The 18,219-nt window shown below is 73.5% G+C and carries 14 protein-coding genes and 2 pseudogenes; 7 read left to right on the forward strand and 9 right to left on the reverse strand.

Features of this window, described 5'->3' with window-relative positions; genetic code table 11:
• Positions 1-6: 6 nt before the first annotated feature.
• Complete coding sequence (locus IH61_RS0120220) at positions 7-888, forward strand: ATP-binding cassette domain-containing protein (protein ID WP_051837527.1); 882 nt, start codon at positions 7-9, stop codon at positions 886-888.
• The gene (locus IH61_RS0120225; protein WP_031071744.1) at positions 885-1,964 is read left to right on the forward strand and encodes an ABC transporter permease subunit; all 1,080 of its coding nucleotides are present in this window, start codon (positions 885-887) and stop codon (positions 1,962-1,964) included. Before IH61_RS0120220 ends, IH61_RS0120225 begins: the two co-directional genes overlap by 4 nt.
• 48 nt (positions 1,965-2,012) lie before the next feature.
• Here IH61_RS0120225 and IH61_RS0120230 read toward each other — a convergent pair whose 3' ends face one another.
• The 5 genes and pseudogenes from IH61_RS0120230 to IH61_RS0120250 form a co-directional block, all read right to left on the reverse strand.
• Positions 2,013-2,981, reverse strand: coding sequence for an aldo/keto reductase (locus tag IH61_RS0120230; protein ID WP_031071745.1), 969 nt, complete (start codon positions 2,979-2,981; stop codon positions 2,013-2,015).
• Between the two features lie 97 nt (positions 2,982-3,078).
• Positions 3,079-4,287 (reverse strand): cytochrome P450, encoded by a 1,209-nt coding sequence (locus IH61_RS0120235; protein ID WP_031071746.1) that lies wholly within the window; start codon positions 4,285-4,287, stop codon positions 3,079-3,081.
• A gap of 91 nt (positions 4,288-4,378) precedes the next feature.
• Complete coding sequence (locus IH61_RS0120240; RefSeq protein WP_031071747.1) at positions 4,379-4,597, reverse strand: ferredoxin; 219 nt, start codon at positions 4,595-4,597, stop codon at positions 4,379-4,381.
• Between the two features lie 217 nt (positions 4,598-4,814).
• Positions 4,815-5,009 (reverse strand): annotated as a pseudogene (locus IH61_RS0120245) (ATP-dependent DNA ligase); the annotation flags it as partial.
• A gap of 49 nt (positions 5,010-5,058) precedes the next feature.
• Positions 5,059-5,604, reverse strand: a complete 546-nt coding sequence (locus IH61_RS0120250) for a TetR/AcrR family transcriptional regulator C-terminal domain-containing protein (protein WP_031071749.1) — start codon at positions 5,602-5,604, stop codon at positions 5,059-5,061.
• A gap of 113 nt (positions 5,605-5,717) precedes the next feature.
• On the opposite strand from IH61_RS0120250, the gene IH61_RS0120255 reads away from it, so the two are divergent.
• The 3 genes from IH61_RS0120255 to IH61_RS0120265 all read left to right on the forward strand — a co-directional run bounded on the left by IH61_RS0120255 (position 5,718) and on the right by IH61_RS0120265 (position 7,713).
• On the forward strand, positions 5,718-6,854 hold the full coding sequence (locus IH61_RS0120255; RefSeq protein ID WP_031071750.1) for an FAD-dependent oxidoreductase: 1,137 nt from the start codon (positions 5,718-5,720) through the stop codon (positions 6,852-6,854).
• A gap of 63 nt (positions 6,855-6,917) precedes the next feature.
• Entirely contained in the window at positions 6,918-7,202 is a 285-nt protein-coding gene (locus IH61_RS0120260) for a YciI family protein (protein ID WP_031071751.1), read from the forward strand.
• 118 nt (positions 7,203-7,320) lie between these two features.
• The gene (locus IH61_RS0120265; protein ID WP_031071753.1) at positions 7,321-7,713 is read left to right on the forward strand and encodes a DUF302 domain-containing protein; all 393 of its coding nucleotides are present in this window, start codon (positions 7,321-7,323) and stop codon (positions 7,711-7,713) included.
• A 113-nt stretch (positions 7,714-7,826) separates the two neighbouring features.
• Here the strand turns inward: IH61_RS0120265 and IH61_RS0120270 are convergent, their stop codons facing one another.
• Entirely contained in the window at positions 7,827-8,606 is a 780-nt protein-coding gene (locus IH61_RS0120270; RefSeq protein WP_031071756.1) for an SDR family NAD(P)-dependent oxidoreductase, read from the reverse strand.
• Positions 8,607-9,055: 449 nt separating this feature from the next.
• Here IH61_RS0120270 and IH61_RS0120275 point away from each other — a divergent pair, with 449 nt between their 5' ends.
• Positions 9,056-11,350, forward strand: coding sequence for a collagenase (locus IH61_RS0120275; RefSeq protein ID WP_031071758.1), 2,295 nt, complete (start codon positions 9,056-9,058; stop codon positions 11,348-11,350).
• Between the two features lie 115 nt (positions 11,351-11,465).
• On the opposite strand, the gene IH61_RS0120280 is transcribed toward IH61_RS0120275, so the two are convergent.
• The 3 genes and pseudogenes from IH61_RS0120280 to IH61_RS0120290 form a co-directional block, all read right to left on the reverse strand.
• Complete coding sequence (locus IH61_RS0120280) at positions 11,466-13,676, reverse strand: collagenase (protein ID WP_063763231.1); 2,211 nt, start codon at positions 13,674-13,676, stop codon at positions 11,466-11,468.
• A 320-nt stretch (positions 13,677-13,996) separates the two neighbouring features.
• Positions 13,997-15,490 (reverse strand): annotated as a pseudogene (locus tag IH61_RS41155) (SDR family oxidoreductase).
• A gap of 36 nt (positions 15,491-15,526) precedes the next feature.
• Positions 15,527-16,849: a cryptochrome/photolyase family protein gene (locus IH61_RS0120290; protein ID WP_031071761.1), complete on the reverse strand. Its 1,323-nt coding sequence runs from the start codon at positions 16,847-16,849 to the stop codon at positions 15,527-15,529.
• Positions 16,850-17,220: 371 nt separating this feature from the next.
• Here IH61_RS0120290 and IH61_RS0120295 point away from each other — a divergent pair.
• The coding region (locus tag IH61_RS0120295; RefSeq protein WP_420713981.1) for a cation:proton antiporter at positions 17,221-18,219 on the forward strand (999 nt) is incomplete at its 3' end.

Consider the following 18,219-nt stretch of genomic DNA (forward strand, 5'->3'; position numbering starts at 1 on the left):
CTCGGCCTGAAGTACCGCAGGTCCTGGGCGCTGCGCGACTGCGACGTCCGGGTGCCCGCCGGGCGGATCTGCGCCCTGGTCGGCCCCAACGGCGCGGGCAAGTCCACCCTGCTGGGCCTGGCCGCGGGCCTGCTCGCCCCGACCACCGGCGCCGTCAGCGTCTTCGGACGGCCCGCGGGCGCCGCCGAGTCCCGCCGCCGCGTCGCCTTCCTCGGCCAGGACAAGCCGCTCTACCCCCGGCTCACCGTCGCCGAGACCCTGCGCGCGGGCCGCGAGCTCAACCCCGGCTGGGACCAGGCCGTCGCCGAGCGGATCGTCACCCTCGGCGGGCTCGACCCGAAGGCCCGGATCGCCACCCTGACCGGCGGTCAGCGCACCCGGGTCGCCCTGGCCCTGGCGCTCGGCAAGCGCCCCGAGCTGCTGCTGCTCGACGAACCGCTCTCGGACGTCGACCCGGTGGCCCGCCAGGAGCTCACGGGCCTGCTGATGGCCGAGGCCGCCGAGCACGGCACCACCGTGCTCATCTCCTCCCACGTGCTCGCCGAGCTGAACGGAGTCTGCGACTTCGTCCTCCTCCTCGGCGGCGGGCAGGTCCGGCTCGCGGGGGACGTGGACGAGCTGCGCGAGGCCCACCGGCTGGTCGTCGGCGCCCACGAGGGCACCGACGCCGTCCCGTCCGGGCCGGCCGACCACCGGATCGTCGAACTGCGCCGCACCGGACGGCAGTTCACTGCCCTGCTGCAACCCTCCGGCCCACTCGACCCGAACTGGGAAGCGACCGTACCGAGCCTGGAGGACCTGTTGCTCTCCTACCTGCGCACCCCCGACGCCCCACCGCTGCTGCTCCCCGAGGCCGCGCCCCGCCGCACCGAGGCGGCCGCCCGATGACCGCCGTCACCACCTTCGACCGCCCCCGCTTCGGGCTGCGCGGCCCCGCCTGGCTCAGCAGCCGTCAGGAGCGCACCGCCCTCCTCGTCGGCGGGGCCGTCCTGCTGGCCGTCTGCGTCTGGCTGCTCGTGCTCGGCGGCATGATCAGCCACTACGTGCACGCCAACCACCTGGAGAACTGCAACGTCGTCTACTTCCCGCCCGAGTGCAGAGGCCGACCGGAGGGCCTCGCCGTCAAGCTGGACCCGATGTGGATGCCGGCCGTGTCGATCACCGGCTGGCTGCTCCTCGCCCTGCCGCCCGCACTCGGGCTCTTCCTCGGCGCGCCCCTGCTGGCCCGCGAGTTCGAGACCGGCACCTACCGGCTGGCCTGGACCCAGTCCGTCTCCCGCCGCCGCTGGCTGGCCGCCCGCCTTGGCGTGCCGCTCGCGGCGACGCTGGCGGGCTCGACGGTGCTCGCGGCCGTCTCCACCTGGTGGGTCGGCGTGATCGAGGGGCGCTTCGCCGTCACCGGCTACTACCACTGGTTCACCTGGCTGAGCCGTACGACCTCCGGCCCCGCCGTGGTCGGCTTCAGCCTGCTGGGCGTCGCACTCGGCGCGGCCGTGGGCCTGGTGGTCCGGCGGGTGGTCGCCGCGATGGCGGTCACGGCGGCACTGATGCTGGCGCTGCGCCTGGCCGTCGACGCCCTGCGCTACCTCTTCACCCCGGCCCGGGACGCACTGGTCACCGCCAGGATCGCGCTCGACACCGGCGACCCCGGCACGATGCTGTACGGCACCGGCCACCTCGACACCGGCACCCCACTGGAGTCGGACCTCCTGGAGAACGGCCTGATCAGCTCCGACGGCCACCGCCTGCCGCTCCCGAGCGACTGGACGACCACCCTCCCCGACGGCCGCATCCTCTGCCCCACCGACGCCTGCCGCGCCCACCCCGACGTCGTCCAGGCGTACACCAGCTACCAACCCCCGTCCGTCCACTGGCCGATGCTCTGGACGGAGGCCGGGCTCGCGCTGCTGCTCACCGTGCTGCTGGTCGGCTTCTGCTTCCTCTGGATCCGCCGCGTCCGGTAGGCAGCGCCGGACCGCCGGGCCCGGGACGCAGCACCGGGCCCGGGAGGCTCAGAAGCCGGTCGGCAGGCGCGGCGTGTACGGCGCCTCCAGGGCCGCGCGCTCCGCCTCCGTCAGCCGGACGGCCAGGGCGGCGGCCGCGTCGTCCAGGTGTCCCGGGCGGGTCGCGCCGACGACCGGGGCGGTGACCACCGGGTTGCCCAGCACCCAGGCCAGCGCGACCCGCGCCATCGGCACCCCCCGGTCCTCGGCCACCGCCTGCACCGCGTCCACGATCGGCCGGTCGACGTCTCCGAAGAACCGCCCGGCCACCGGGTCCCCCGCCGAACGGGCCGTCACCTGCCCGTACGGGCGGGCCAGCCGCCCCGAGGCGAGCGGGCACCACACCAGGCTGCCCACCCCCTGGTCGGCGAGCAGCGGGAACATCTCCCGCTCCTCCTCCCGCTGCACCAGGCTGTACTGGTGCTGCATCGACACGAAGGCCGGGCCGCCGTCCCGGGCCGCGGTGTGCCGCAGCTGCGCGAACCGCCACGCCCACATCGACGAGGCGCCCACGTGCCGGACCTTCCCCGCCGCCACCACCTCGGCCAGGGCCGCCACGGTCTCCTCGACCGGGGTGTGCGGATCGAAGCGGTGCAGCTGGAAGAGGTCGACGTGGTCCGTCCCGAGGCGGCGCAACGAGCCGTCGACCTGTTCCAGGACCGCCCTCCGGGACAGGCCCGAACCGCCGGGGCCGCCGTGCATCGGCAGGCCCGCCTTGGTCGCGAGGACGACGTCCTCACGGCGGGTGTAGCGCCGCACCGCGCGGCCGACGAGCTCCTCCGAGGCGCCGCCGCCGTACACGTTGGCGGTGTCCCAGAAGGTGATGCCGAGCTCCACGGCCCGCCGGAAGACCGGCGCGGCAGCCTCCTCGTCCAGCGCCCACGGGTTGTGGCCCCGACCGCCGCCGCCGAAGCCCATGCAGCCGAGGGCGATCCGGCTGACGGTCAGGTCGGTGCCGCCGAGCCTCACGTACTCCATCGTCGTCTTCTCCATGGCCACCACCCTCGGCCCACCGCCCGGCCGCAACCAGACCGTGCCCGGGCTGGCCCCGGCAGGGCCACCCTGAGCTGCCCGCTCACCAGGTCACGGGCAGTGACCGCATCCCGTAGATGAACGAGTCGGTACGGAACTCGCGCTCGCCGGTCGGCCGCAGCCCCGGCAGCCGGCGGAACAGCGTCTCCAGGGCGATCTGGAGTTCGGCGCGGGCCAGCGGCTGGCCCAGGCACTGGTGCACGCCGAAGCCGAACGCCAGGTGCCGCCGGGCGTCCCGGTTCAGGTCCAGCTCGTCCGTCGCCCGATGGCCGGCGCCGCCGAACACCGCCTCGTCCCGGTTGGCGGTGGAGAGCATCGCCATCACGCCCTCCCCGGCCCGGACGGTGACGCCGCCCAGCTCCACGTCCTCCAGCGCCACCCGGGGCAGGCCCGTGTGCACGATGGTCAGCAGCCGCAACAGCTCCTCCACCGCGCCCGGCAGGGTGGCCGGGTCGGCCAGGCCGGGGATCTGCTCGGGGTGCTCCAGCAGCAGCGCGGTCGACAGCGCGATCATGTTCGCGGTCGTCTCGTGCCCGGCGATCAGCAGCAGCACGGCCATGCCCGCCACGTCGTCCGGGGTCAGGTCGTCCCGCGCCGCGAGTCGGCTGAGGGCGTCGTCCTCCGGCTGTGCGCGCTTGCGGGCCGTCAGGTCGCGCAGGTAGTCCCGGACCTCCTCCTGGGCCTCCCGGAGCTGCTCCACGGTGCTCTCCCGGCTGAGCATCGTGCGGCTCAGGCTCTGGAAGCGGTCGTGGTCCTCGTACGGCACGCCGAGCAGCAGGCAGATCGCCAGCGAGGGCACCGGTAGCGCGAAGTCGGTGACCAGGTCGGCCGTGGTCCGGCCGTCGGTCATCCGGTCCAGTGCCTCGTCCACGATCCGCTGGATCTCCGGGCGCAGCGCCTCCACCCGCCTGACCAGGAATTCCCCGGTGATCATGCGGCGCTGGCGGGCGTGCTCGGGGTCGTCGAGCCGCAGGAAGTCCGGATTGTCGGTGATCAGCTCGCGAGCGCCGGCGATCAGCAACGGGAAGGCCGGGTGGCGTATGTCGGCACTGAACCGGCGGTCGGACAGCACGGTGCGGACCTCGGCGAAGCCGGTGACCAGCCAGCAGAGGTCGCCGTCGGGCAGCTCGGCCCTGGTCACCGGACCGGTGGCGGCGGCCTCGGAGTACGCGGGCGGCGGGCCGAACGGGCAGCCGCCGGAGTGCCGGGCCGGCAGCAGCGGGACGGCGGGGGCGGTGGGTGTGGCGGTCACGGCGGGGGTCTCCTCATGTCGCGGGGTCCTCGTGGGGCTGTCGGGGGTGCAGGGAGTCCCCGGCGGCCTGTGGGTCCGGCGGCGAGGCCGGTCAGGCCCCGGTCTGCGCGGGCCGGTCCTCGGTGACGGTGATCGCCCGGCCCGGGCAGAGCTCGGAGGCGAGCATGACGTCGTCGAACTGCTCGGGCAGCAGGACGGTCTGACGGAGCCTCACGAGACTGTCCCGCTCGTCCTGGTCGAAGACCGCGGGGGCGTTCGTCACGCACATGCCGGAGCTGCAGCAACGGTCCCGGTCGACGCTCACCTGCATGTCGGGCACCTCTCGCCAGGGCGGCACCGGCTGCCCGGCGGCCGCCTCTCGTTGTCACGGCCAACCTAGCCGCCGCTGGTCCGTTCACGGAGGGGTACAGTGGCCGGATCGAGAATGGCCGATTCGGCCCCTGTGCGTGAACCCCATTGCGGCGCAATGCGTTTCAACCCGCGGTACTTCGCCGGACGGGTCGGCGGACCCGGCCGCACGAACGGCCTCACAAGCCTTCGGCGGTGGCCAACTCCCGTACGGAGGCCACCGCGTCGGCCTCGGCGGCGCTCCTGTCCTGCCGGTGGCGCACCACCCGGGCGAACCGCAGGGTCGGCCCCGCGGGGTGGCGGGGGCCGCACCGGAGGCCGTCGAAGGCGACCTCGACGACCAGTTCCGGCCGGACCAGCACCGTCCGGGCGTCCCGCGCGGACATGGCCTGGGCCCGGACATGGCCTGGGCCCGGACAGGGCCTAGCCGAGCAGCTGCACCCGGATGCCCGCGATGACGATGTCCAGCTCCAGGCGGAAGGTCGCGTCGCGCTGTTCCAGGGGGAGGACGGCGGCCTGGCGGGCCTGTTCCTCCAGGGTGTAGCCGTTGACGAAGCTGGTGACCACGTCCGCGCCGAGGTGGGCGGCCCGGTCGTCGGCTCCGGCCGAGCGCAGGGTGTCCGTCAGGGAGCCGAAGAAGGCGAGGGCGTTGGGCGGCGGGGCGGTGAAGGAGGCCAGGAGCCGGGCGCCGTCGCGGTGGGCGAGCATGGTGGTGCGGGCCCGGGTGGCCAGGTCGCGGAGCCGGTCGGGCCAGTCCTGCCCGTCGGCGGGCGGCTGGGTGAGCATCTCGCCGATGATCCGGTCGGCCAGTGCGTCCAGCAGTGCCGCCTTGCTCGGGTAGTGCCAGTACAGGGCTCCGGCGCGGACGCCGAGCCGCTGGGCCAGGCGACGGGTGGTCAGCTCGTCGAGGCCGTCCTCGTCGAGCAGTTCCATGGCGCCCTGCAGCACGTCGGCCTGTCTGAGCGGCATCGGGCTCCCCTTTCGTCCTTCTTCTCCCTGCCGGGGCATCTTGCCACTTGAACGCCGACCAAGTAACTTGAACACCGTCCAAGTGAACGGTGTTCAAGTCCAGGGGGATCGACATGCGTGTTCTGGTGATCGGCGCGGGAATCGGGGGGCTCTGCCTCGCTCAGGGCCTGCGCCGGGCGGGGATCGACGTCCGCGTCTACGAGCGCGAGGAGGGCATCCACGCCCGCTACCAGGGCTTCCGCATCGGCATCGGCGGCCCGGGGCTGGAGGCGCTGCGCGAATGCCTGCCGCAGCGCCTGCACCCGCTGCTGGAGGCCAGCACCGGGGAGCTCTCCGGCGAGCGCCTGGTCGTCGACGAGCAGCTGTGCGAGATCCGCCGACTCGGCGTGCTGCACGGGGGCATGGCCACCGACCGGCACGTCCTGCGCCACCTGCTGCTGGCCGGGCTCACCGACCGGATCGAGTTCGGCAAACGGCTGGTCCGCTACACCGAACTGCCCGACGGCACCGTCCGCGCCGAGTTCGCCGACGGGACCAGCGCCACCGGCGACCTCCTCGTCGGCGCGGACGGCGGCAACTCCCCCGTGCGCCGCCAGCTCCTGCCCGAGGCCGAGGTGGTCGCGCTCGACGGCAGGGGCCTGCTCGGCCGCACCCCGCTGACCGAGCGGTTCGCCGACCTCGTCCCGGGCTTCGGCACCGTCGTCGCCGGCCCCGAGGTGCGCATGCTCCTCGGAAAGATGGAGTTCCGCCGCCCGCCCCACCTCGCCGCCGCCGAACTGGCCCCCGACGTCGAACTCCCGGAAACCGGAAGCTACGTGCGCTGGGTCGCCTTCCTGCCCGAGTACATCGACGCGGTGCCCGCCGACTGGCCGGCCGCCCGCGACCTGCTGCTGTCCGGCATCGCCGACTGGCACCCCGACCTGGTGGAACTGGTCCGCCGGTCCGACGTGGTGAACAGCTCCGGCCTGACGGTCCGCTACGCCGAGCCCGTACCGCACTGGGGCACCCGCCCGGTCACCCTGCTCGGCGACGCCGTCCACATCATGCCGCCCAGCGGAGGCATGGGCGCCAACACCGCCTTCCGTGACGCGGCCCTGCTCTGCCGCGCCCTCACCGCCGTCCACCGCGGCGAGGCGCAGCTGCTGACGGCCGTCGAGCGGTACGAGCGCGAGATGCTCGAGTACGGCTTCGCGGCCGTCGCGGAGAGCCTGGCGCAGCTGCCCGCCTTCGCCCCGGCCGCGAGCGCTTGACGCACCCTGGCAGAGTGGGCACACCAGTTCCACACCTGTCGAACAAGGAGCTCTGCGGACACCATGGCCTACTACGCGGTCGAGTACGTCTTCACATCCGACGGTCGCCACCGGGAGGTCCGGCCCGCGCACCGCGACTACCTGACGGGCCTGCAGAAGGACGGCAAGCTCGTCCTCTCCGGCCCGCTGACCAGCGACACCGGCGGGCTGCTCATCTTCCGGGCCGACGACGAGGCCGCGGTGCGGGCACTCGTCGACGGCGACCCGTACACCGGGGCGGGGGTGCTCAGCGACACCCGGATCGTGCAGTGGAACCCGCTACTCGGGTACCTCGCCGAGCACCTCTAGGGTCTGTCGTCGATCGGCAGGGGCGGCCGGGACTCCGGCCGAGCGCGACGGCGTCCCGGGAGGCGGCGCTCCCGCACCCTGCCGATACTGGGGCCGCGACCCCCTGTGAGGAGAAGCCATGGACTACGGACTCGGCGTACGGCTCCACCAGCCCTTCCGCCCCACCGTCGACGCCGTCACCGCCGCGCTCAAGGAGCAGGGCTTCGGTGTTCTGACCACCATCGACGTCCGGGCGACCCTGCGCGAGAAGATCGGCGAGGAGATCGAGGACTACCTGATCCTCGGCGCCTGCAACCCCGCGCTCGCGCACCGTGCGCTCCAGGCCGATCGCCGCATCGGCCTACTGCTGCCCTGCAACGTGGTCGTCCGGGCGGACGGGGACGCCACGGTGGTCGAGGCCGTCGACCCGCAGACGCTGGTGGCGCTCGCCGGGCCCGACGGCGGGCTGGCCGAGGTCGCCGACGAGGCGGCGCGGCGCCTCGGCGCGGCCCTCGACTCGCTGCGGGGCTGAGGAGCACGCCGCGACCGGACCCGTCGTCGTCGGGTACGACGGCTCGCCCGAGAGCCCGGCCGCGCCGCCGAGTGGGTCGTCCGCGAGGCCGGGCCGTCGTCCCGCGCCGCTGGTCAGCCGCGTACGATGGGCCCCAGCCAGGTGCCGCCGGAGGCGTCGATGACCTGGCCGGTCACCCAGCGCCCCTGCGGGCCCGCCAGGAAGCCGACCACGTCCGCGACGTCCTCCGGCTCGCCGATCCGGCCGAGGGCCGTGATCGACGCGAGCCCGGCCAGTGCCTCGGAGGAGCCCGTCCATCCGGCGGTCATGTCGGTGCGCACCACCCCGGGTTCGACCGTGTTCACGGTGATCCCCCGCCGCCCCAGGTCGTTGGCGAGCGAGGTGCCGAGGGCGGCCAGCGCCGCCTTGCTGACGGTGTAGGCGATCTGGAGGTGGTTGGCGATCCGGGTGGCCGCCGAGCCCACGTTGACGATCCGGCCGCCGTCGAGCAGCAGCGGCAGTGCGCGCTGGATCACGAACATCGGCGTGCTCAGGTTCACCGTCAGGACCCTTTCCAGCTCGGCCTCGGTGAGCTGCCCGATCGAGACGGCCGAGTGGACGCCCGCGTTGTTGACCAGGATGTCCAGGCCCTCCGCGCCGTGGTCCGCCAGCCCGGCGGCCAGCCCCTCGAACAGGGCGTCCACCGCACCGCCGGAGCCGAACGCGGCCGGCACCGCGAACGCCCGGCCCCCGGCCTCGCCGATCATCGCCACGGTCTTCGCCGCGGCCTCGGCGTCGCCGCCGTAGTGGACCGCGACCAGTGCGCCGTCGCGGGCGAGCCGCAGCGCGACCGCGCGCCCGATCCCCCGCGAGCCGCCCGTCACCAGCGCCGTCCTGCCGTCGAGTTCCCCCACGATCGCCCCTCCTGTCGCACCGCCCCGGCCGAATCCGGGACCGGTCCAGAGTAGGACGGCGACCGCGTCGGCCACAGGGCCCCGGCCCGCCGATCGGTGCCCGACCGGTGCCCACTCTGCGCCCACCCGGAGCCCATGCCACAGGGCTAGTGCAATTTCACATTGTGCTGTTACATTTCACTCACGCCGCCTGCCAACCCCTCCGGCCGGCGGCCCCCACCTCCACCGACACACCCCGACTCCCGTACGGGGACGCCGTTTACCCGCTTCCGCGGCCTCCCCGTACGGGCTCCAAGGCCCCGCGCCCCGGCGCGGTCCCCCGGCCCCGGGCTGCCGTTCCCCCACCCCCGGAACCGGTACCGACGGCGCACGCCCGCCTCTCTCCTCCCCCGGCGCGCGCCCGTCCGCAGCACCACCAGAACACCCCCACACCCCACGAGGAGAACCCGGTGCCCTCAAGAGCCACCGTGCGCAACACCCTGCTCTCGGCCGCGCTGGCCGCCACGCTCGCCGTCCCCCTGGTGCAGGGCGTCCAGGCCACCGCCGCGCCTGCGCCCACCGTCCCGGCCGTACCGGCGGTTCCGGCCGCACCGGCCCCGGCCGCCTCCGCCGGTCCCCAGGGCTCGCCCGGCTCGGCGGCGCTCCAGCCCACCACCGGTACGCAGCCCGGCGATCCGGCCGCCGCCGCCGTCCAGGCGGACGTCACGGCGAGGAGCGCCGCCTGCACCCCGGAGACGTTCACCTCGCTCTCCCCCACCGCGCTCGCCGACTTCCTCGCCGACCGCAGCCACACCTACCAGGACTGCCTGCGTCCGCTGCTGGTCAACTGGAGCCCGCTGACGGCCAAGGTGATGACGCCCGAGCACGTACGGGCCGTCGCCGCCCGGGTGAGCTCCCTCGCGCCGTCCTTCGACAGCGCCAACAACCTCAACCAGCAGGAACTCTGGTACTACCTGCACATCGCCGTCTTCTTCGACTTCAACCACACCGAGGTCGACCTCTCCGACGACACCACCGTCGCCGCCCTCGACCGCGCCATCCGCGACTACACCGCCAACCCCCGGGTGTTCGAACCCACCACCACCAACGGCAGCACCATGGGCGAACTGGTGCAGACCGGCACCGCCCCCAAGCTCCGGCTCGCGCGCCTGCCCCTGGTCAAGCGGGTCCTGCGGACGTTCGCACCCGGCTCGCCCACCGTCGGCGACAGCGGCTGGAACTGGGCCGTCCAGGGCGCCCTCCAGCTCAACTTCCAGGGCATCAGCAACGTCGGCGAGGACCCGCAGGGCCTGTTCCGGGCCGCGGTCGCCGCCGACGCCGACTACCGCGAGGCGTTCCGCGCCTACGCCGGCTACACCCACCTCAAGGGCACCGGCAGCGAGTGGGCCGCCGGGGACGCCATGCTCGAGTACGGGCGCTTCGCCCAGATCGGCGCCCTCAAGCCGGAGTTGACGCAGCGGCTCGGCTCCGAACTGGAGCTCGCCGCAGCCACGTTCGGCCGGATGACCCGGCCCTGGGCCAACCTGGTCGGCCCGATCAACGACCTCGGGCTCTGCGGCCCGTACGCGGTCTGCCGCACCGACCTGGAACGCCAGCTCTTCCCCAACACCTACAGCTACGACAACGGCACCCTGGTCGTGCGCACCGCGCTCGACAAGGCCACCGCCGACCAGCTCTACTACGCCACCAAGCAGGTCAAGGCCCAGTTCTTCCGCACCCTGGGCACCGACCAGCCGCTGGCCGACGACACCCACCCGGCGCTGACCGTCCAGCTGTACGACACCAAGACCAACTACCAGGCGTTCCAGAACCTGTTGTTCGGCATCGGCGACGTCCAGAACGGCGGCATGTTCCTGGAGGAGCGCTCCACCTTCTACACCTACCAACGCACCACCCAGGAGTCGTACTTCAGCCTGGAGGAGCTCTTCCGGCACGAGTACACCCACTACCTCAACGCCCGCTGGGCCATCCCCGGCTCGGGCTACACCACCCGCTGGCCCGGCGACGCCACCTTCGCCATGAACGAGGGCACCGCCGAGTACTTCGCCGGCTCCACCCGCGACGGCGGGGTCAAGGCGCGCAAGTACATGGTCCGCCAGATCGGTTGGGACGACCAGGGCGGCACCCCCCGCCTGACCGTCGACGAGATCCTCCACGCCACCCAGGGCGCACTGGGCTTCCGCGCCTACCCGTACGCCGCGACCTTCTTCAACCTGCTCGGCGAGAAGCACCCGGATCAACTCGCCGAGATGTACCGCCTGTTGCGCGCCGACGACCGCGCCGGCTACGACGCCTGGCGCGAGCGCCTCGGCCACGACGCCGCCCTCCAGCGCGAGTACACCGCGTTCCTGGACGCCGAGATCCCGCTCGCGGACAACCTCTACGTCCCCGCCACCGGCTTCACGCCCAACGGGCAGCTGACCTACTCCATGGCCACCGAGGTCCGCAGCGCCTTCACCGCCGCCACGCAGAACACCCCCGACTGCAAGGACAACGGCGACTGGAACAACAAGATGCGCTTCACCTGCACCGGCCGCATCACCGCCAACCTCACCAACTCCGCCGACGCCGGGCAGATCCGCAAGGACATGGCCGCCACCGTCGACACCTTCCTCCTCGACCGGGGCGGCGCCGCCGCCAACAACCTGGCCGACATGAACTGCTGGTTCGGCAAGGTCGACGTCTGGCCCTCGGGCGGGGCCGGAACCGCGGACTACTCCTGCGAGGGCCCGCTGCGCCGCTGACCCGGCGGCGCAGCCCGTACACACGACGCCCGGCCGGGAACTCCCGGCCGGGCGTCGTGCTGTCGTCGTGCTGTCCTTCGTCGTGCTGTCCTTCGGGGGTCAGGGGGTCACGGGGTCAGGACTCGGTGCTGACCGGCTGGGCGGTCACGGTGACCGTGGTCGGGGTGGTGGCGATGCGGCCCGTGTCGTCCTTGGCGGTCAGGGCGACGGTGTAGCTGCCGGCGGCCGCGTAGGTGTGGCTCGGGTTGCGCTCGTCCGAGGAGGTGCCGTCGCCGAAGGTCCAGTGCCAGGAGACGATCCGGCCGGGCCCGGTCTGCACGGCCCGTTCCTTGACGCTGACGGTCGCGCCGTTCACCGAGGTGTCGAACAGCGCGGTCGGGCCCGCGGCGTAGCAGGCGCCGGCGGCGCAGGCGGTGAGCCAGGTGTCGAAGTCGGCGTCGTAGGAGGTGCCGAGGCCGTTGTAGACCGCGTAACCGCCCGGGTAGTCGCCGACGCGGAACCGCTGCAGCATGGCCCGGACGTCGGCCGGGTGCTTCTCCAGCATGTACCGGACGGCCAGGTAGCCCCACGGGTAGACGCGGGTCGTGTCCGAGTTGTCGTAGGTGTTCTGGAAGATGGTGCTGAGCTTGTAGGTGTGCTTCGCGGCCTGGTTCATCGCGTCGACGTCGGTGACGGCGCGGTAGGTGTACGAGGTGTACTCGGCGATGCCCTCGATCCACCAGATGTCCGGCACGGACGTCTGGGCCTTGAAGTTGCCCTTCATGTCGTAGATGCCGTCGAGGTAGTGGGTGTACTCGTGGTTGAGGTTCCACACCCGGGCGGGGTCCATGTTGTTCCAGGACTTCTGGTACATCACGGTCACGGCCTGGTTGTCCGGGTCGGTCGCGTCCATGAGGGTCTCGCCACCGTTGTCGGTGTCGTTGCCGAAGATCGCCCACGAGTAGGTGACGTAGTCGGCCCGGTTGGCGAAGATCCCGAAGGTGACCGTCTTCGCGTACTGGTTCGGCACCGGCCCGTCGTCCTTGACGATGCCGTGGAAGAACGCGTCCTGCTTGCGCAGGCTGGCGCAGGCGGTGGCCAGTTCCTCGGCCGACAGCGCCTGGGCCTGCAGGGTGCGGTTGTCGCAGACCAGCCGGTGAGGCAGGACGACCGAGGCGAGCTTGGCGGGCAGGTTGCAGATGTCGTAGTAGGAGCACTGGCCGGGGTTGTAGTACGCGGCCTGGACGGCCGTGTTCACGTACAGCGGCGCCGCGGGCGTCAGCAGCGGCGCGGAGTCCAGCACCTTCCTGACCAGCGGCTTGACCTTCGGCTCGACGGCCGGGCCGCTGCCGGCCATCCGGGCCAGGTCGTTGCCCGCATTGGTGTCGAGGACCTCGTTGGGCCCGCCGATCAGGTCCTTGTGCTTGATCGCGAAGTCCGCGAGGGAGTGGGCCAGGCCCGGGTCGGCGGCGACCGCCCTGACGAAGTCCGGGTTCGCGTTGCCCCGCCAGAGCGGGTACTGGAGAACGGAGTTGACCGCGCCGACCATCGTCGGGACGGTGTTGTAGGAGTTGTCGTAGCCGTCCAGGATGCGCTTGTAGACGCCCAGGTACCCGGCCTGGACGTTGGCGCTGTCGGTCAGCCACACCACGTCCTTGAGCACCGGGCCGTTGCCCGCGCTGACGTCGCGTGAGCGGGGGCCGGCGAAGAACGCGTCCAGGCCGGCCCTGACGGCGGTGGTGAGCTTGCCGGTGTACGGGCCGGCCTCCTCGGGGTGGTGGGACTGGATGAAGTAGCCCACCTGGAGGTAGATCGCCAGTTGCTGGACACCGGTCACGTCGTCGCCGGTGTAGTCGGCCGCGGCCTCCTTGAAGGCGGCGGCCACGGCCAGCATCCGGGACTGCCGGAAGATGCTCGGGTCGGCGCTGCCGCTGTCGTACAGGCTCCGGATGCACTCCGGGGTCTGACGCATGATCGACATGACCAGGTCGACCCCGTCGCGGCCGGCGAAGTCGGCCGGGCCGCACGCCTGGGCGGAGGCCGCCACGCCGGGGCTCGAACTCGGCTTCGCGGCAGCGGACTTGTCGGGGCGGGCCGGGCCGTCCGTCGCCACCTCGGTGGCCGAGCGGCCCATCAGGCGCTCGCCGATCAGGGCCGGGATCTGCGGGGCGGCGAGGGGCGCGGCGGGGCTCTCGGCCCCCGCCCTCGCGACGGGGGCCTGTACGTCCGGGGCGGCGGTGACGGCGGCGGGTGCCGCGAACGCCTGGGCGGGCAGCACGGCGGTGGCCGTGGCGCAGCAGGCGACGACGCCGGCCGCGAGTATGGAGAGTCTGGTACGCAGGAGCACGCAGAGTCCTTCTTCGAGGGGGCAGCCCGACGTGGCGCCGGGCTGTGGTGAAGGAGATTGGCGTGGATCCTGTCACCCACCGACCACCAGAACAATGTCACAGGTTATATTGCACGCTTGTTTCGGCCACCTGTCCGCCCGTCACGCTGACCTGTGACGGCGGGCGGCTGCGCACCTACCGGGCTCCCCTCCGCGCCGCGAGTCGGGAGGTCCGCCCCCGGCACCCCGCGCCTGCGGGCAGCGAGGAGTGGCCGAACTGCGCCCCACCGGGCCGGGCACCGACGTACCGCGTCGGCGTGGAAGGGGGCACCGGGGCGCCGTCAGGGTGTCCGGCGGGCGCGTTCGGTGATGTTGCGGGCCATTCCGCCGAACACCACCGCGTGGAAGGGAGCGACGGACCACCAGTAGGCGTGGCCGGCCAGGCCCTGCGGGTGGAAGAGGGCCCGCTGCCGGTAGCGGGTGCGGCCGTCCCCGTCCGGGGTGACGGACAGCTCCAGCCAGGCCAGGCCGGGCAACCGCATCTCGGCGCGGAGCCGGAGCAGCTTGCCCGGCTCGATCTCCTCGACCCGCCAGAAGTCGAGGGAGTCGCCGACCCGCAGCCGGGCCGGGTCGCGGCGGCCCCGGCGCAGGCCGACGCCGCCCGCCAGGCGGTCGAGCAGCCCGCGCAGGGCCCAGGCCAGGGGGAAGGAGTACCAGCCGTTCTCGCCGCCGATACCCTCGACCACCCGCCAGACGGCCTCCGGCGGCGCGGCGACGGTGCGTTCGCGCAGGTCCTCGTAGAGGCTGCCGCCGGACCAGTCGGGGTCGGTGGGCAGCGGGTCGCTGGGGGCGCCGGGCAGCGAGGCGGAGGACCAGCGGGTGGCGACGTCCGCGTCCTTGATCCGGCGCAGGGCGAGGGTGACGGCCCGGTCGAAGCCGGTCAGGCCCTCCGGCGGGTCGGGGATCCAGCGGGCGACGTCGTGTTCGCCGCAGACGACCTCGTGGCGCAGGGACTCGACGAGCGGGCGGGCGATGGAGTCGGGAACCGGGGTCACGAGGCCGACCCAGTGGCCGGACAGTCGGGGCGTGAGGACCGGCACCGGGACGATGAGGCGCCGCCGCAGTCCGGCGATCCGCGCGTAGCGGTGCATCATCTGCGCGTACGTCAGGACGTCGGGCCCGCCGATGTCGAAGGCGCGGTTCACCTCGGGCGGCAGTTCGGCGGCCCCGACCAGGTAGCGCAGGACGTCCCGGACGGCGATCGGCTGGATACGGGTGGAGACTCAGCGCGGCGTGACCATCACGGGCAGGCGTTCGGTGAGGTAGCGGAGCATCTCGAAGGAGGCACCACCGGAGCCGATGATCACGGCCGCCCGCAGCTCGGCCGTGGGGACGCCGCTGACGCGCAGGGCCCGGCCGACCTCCGCGCGGGAGCGCAGGTGCGGCGAGAGGTCCGCTTCGCGCACCCCGGCCGGGACGAGGCCCCCGAGGTAGACGATCCGGGTGACGCCGGCGGCCGCCGCGGCTTCCCCGAAGGCGCGCGCGGCCGCGAGGTCGGTGGCTTCGAAGGCCCGTCCGGTGCCCAGGGAGTGCACCAGGTAGTAGGCGACGTCGACGCCGGCGAAGGCCCCGGCGAGGGTCTGAGGTCGGGTCACGTCCCCGGTGGCCATCCCGACCTGCGCCCGCCAGGGCTGGTCCCGCAGCCGGACGGGGTTGCGCACCAGGCAGCGGACGGCGTGTCCGCGTGCGAGCAGCTCGGGCACCAGGCGGCCACCGATGTAGCCGCTCGCGCCGGTCACCAGGCAGTGCGCCGGTCCTGGTCGCAGCGTGTCCATATGTCCTCCTCGGCGGGTGACGGGCGGCGCCGCCGGTCAGGGGCGGCCGCTCCGGAAGCGGGTGGTCAGCTCCTCCGGCGGGAGGATCGGGGGCGGGTAGTCGCCGTCCAGCAGCCAGGGCCGGTGGACGGACGGGCCGGGCAGGTGGGCGAGTTCGGGCACCCAGCGGCGCACGTACGCGCCGGTCGGGTCGAAACGGTCCGCCTGGCGCAGCGGGTTGAGGACGCGGTTGGGGCGGGTGTCGGTGCCGGTGCCCGCGACCCACTGCCAGTTGAGCTGGTTGTTGGCCACGTCTCCGTCGACGAGCAGGGAGAGGAAGTGGGCGGCGCCGATGCGCCAGTCCAGGTGGAGGGACTTGGCGAGGAAGCTCGCGGTGAGCAGCCGGGCGCGGTTGTGCATCCAGCCCTCGTGGGCGAGTTGGCGCATCCCGGCGTCGATGATCGGGTAGCCGGTGCGGCCCCGGCGCCATGCCTCGGCCTCCTTCTCGTCCTCGTGCCAGTGGTCCTCCCGATGCCGGTAGTCCCGGTGTGCGGCGTCGGGGCGGGCGGCGAGGGCCTGGTGGTGGAAGTCGCGCCAGGCGAGCTGGCGGACGAAGTCCTGGGCTCCGGCGCCCTCGTGGCGCAGGGCCTGCGCGGCGAGCTCGGTGGGTGAGAGGCAGCCGAAGTGCAGGTACGGGGAGAGGCGGGAGGTGCCGTCGGCGGCGAGGTCGTCGTGGAGGTCGGTGTAGGCGTCGACGTCCCAGCGGCGCCGGCGCGCCCGCGCGGCCGTCTCGCCCCCGGGCGGCAGGGCGGGCGAGAGCGAGCCCTCGGCCACCTCGATCACGAGGCTCTCGCTGCCGACCCCGGCCGGGGTGTCCAGGGAGCGGGGCGCGGCGAGCACGCTGCGGCGGGGCACCTGCTGCCAGGCGCGGTGGTAGGGGGTGAAGACGGCGTAGTGGTCGCGCCCGGCCGGGGTGATCCGGCCGGGCGGGACGACGGTGAGCGAGGCGTCGTGGACGTGCAGGCGCCCGCCGAACACCGTCCGCAGCCGCTGCTCGCGGCGGTCGGCGAAGGCCGTGACACCGGCGGCGACGTGCACGCTGGAGGCGCCGGTCTCGGCGGCCACCCTGGCCGTCTGCTCGGCGGGTTCGCCCCGCCGTACGGTCAGCCGGGAGCCGATCCGGCGCAGCGACGCGTCCAGGTCCGCCAGGCAGTCGGCCAGGAACGCGTGCCGGTTGGGGGCGGCGAACCCGGCGGCGTCGACGGCGGGGTCGAGCACGAACAGCGGCACGACCTGGTCGGCGGTGGTGCGCGCGGCGTGCAGGACGGGGTTGTCGTGCAGGCGCAGGTCCTGGGTGAACAGGGCGATGGAGACGGTCACGTGGGTGGCCCTTCCAGGCGGTGCGGTGGGGCATGCCACCGGGGCGGTGCCTGCCTCCGCCGTGCAGCGTTTCACGGCAGGGATTCCGGTCGAAGCGACTGTGCGGCGTTTCGGCGCTCCGTGTCGCTCGGCGGCCCGGCCGCCCGGCGGCCCGGCGGCCCGGCGGCCCGGCCGCCCGACGGCGGCGGTGACCGGCCCGGATCGGCGGAGACCCCCTGCCCAGCCCGCAAATACGCCGATAAGATGACCACAGGTGTGCCGGGAAGTCTGGTCGGCTCGGGGGACGACCGCGGCGATCGGGCCTCGGCGACCCCGGTGGTTGCGATGGGTCGTTTCTGCAGATGCACGCCGTGGGGATCGTTCTCGTTCTGGTGGTTCTGGCCACGACCGTGGCCACCTTCGCCCGGCGATGGCGGATACCCGCCCCCTCGCTGACCGACCCGGTGGCCGTCACCGCGCTCGGCCGGCGCCTGGCACTGCCGAGCCGCGTCCAGGTGCTGGTCCAGGCCGAGAGCCTGTTCAACGACGCCACCTCCCTCGTCCTGTTCAAGGTCGCCGTCGGCGTCGCCGTCACGGTGGGCGGAACCGTCGACCTGCCCTCCGCCGGCGGAGAACTGCTGCTGCTCGGCGGGGGCGGCAGCGTGGTCGGCGCCGTCGTCGCCGGGGCGGTGTGGCTGATCCGCCGCCGCACCACCGACCCGGTCCTGGAGACCGTGATCGCCCTGATCACCCCGTACGCGGCGTACGTCCTCGCGGAATCCGCGCACACCTCCGGCGTCACCTCCGTCGTGGTCGCCGGCGTCCTGCTCGGCCGCTCCGGCCACCGGCTCACCGACGCCCACATCCGGCTCCAACTGGGCGCCGTCTCCGCCGTCGTGGTCTTCCTGCTGGAGAGCGTCGTCTTCTCCGTCGTCGGCCTCGAACTGCCCACCCTGGTCCGGGACCTGCCCGCCGGCACCGGCTGGTGGCCGCTGCAGGCCCTCGCCCTGGCCGCCGTCCTCATCGCCGTCCGCGTCCTGTGGACCCTGCCACTGACCCGCGCCGTCAAACCCAGCCGCGGCCGGCTGTCCTGGCGGGTCGCCGGGGTGGTCACCTGGGCCGGCACCCGGGGCGTCATGCCGCTCGCCGCCGCCCTGTCCATCCCGCTCCTCGCCGACGACCACTCCGCGCTCGCCGGACGCCCGCTGGTCCTGGTGCTCACCACCTCGGTCGTCGTGTTCACCCTCGTCGTCCAGGGCCTCACCCTCGCCGCCGTCGTCAACCGCTCCGGACTCGCCCTCGAACCCGAGCACACCGCCCGCGAGGAGGACGACGCCCGCGACGCGCTCAACCGCGCCGCCCTCGACCACGTCGAGCACCTCTCCGAACTG

The sequence above is a fragment of the Streptomyces sp. NRRL WC-3742 genome (genome assembly GCF_000720635.1).
Lineage (GTDB): Bacteria > Actinomycetota > Actinomycetes > Streptomycetales > Streptomycetaceae > Kitasatospora.

Bases quoted from the DNA above. Each gene is read 5' to 3' on its own strand.
- IH61_RS0120225 (WP_031071744.1), top strand. From the start codon at position 885: ATGACCGCCGTCACCACCTTCGACCGCCCCCGCTTCGGGCTGCGCGGC.
- IH61_RS0120230 (WP_031071745.1), bottom strand. From the start codon at position 2,981: ATGGAGTACGTGAGGCTCGGCGGCACCGACCTGACCGTCAGCCGGATC.
- IH61_RS0120240 (WP_031071747.1), bottom strand. From the start codon at position 4,597: ATGCAGGTGAGCGTCGACCGGGACCGTTGCTGCAGCTCCGGCATGTGC.
- IH61_RS0120250 (WP_031071749.1), bottom strand. From the start codon at position 5,604: ATGCCGCTCAGACAGGCCGACGTGCTGCAGGGCGCCATGGAACTGCTC.
- IH61_RS0120255 (WP_031071750.1), top strand. From the start codon at position 5,718: ATGCGTGTTCTGGTGATCGGCGCGGGAATCGGGGGGCTCTGCCTCGCT.
- IH61_RS0120260 (WP_031071751.1), top strand. From the start codon at position 6,918: ATGGCCTACTACGCGGTCGAGTACGTCTTCACATCCGACGGTCGCCAC.
- IH61_RS0120265 (WP_031071753.1), top strand. From the start codon at position 7,321: ATGGACTACGGACTCGGCGTACGGCTCCACCAGCCCTTCCGCCCCACC.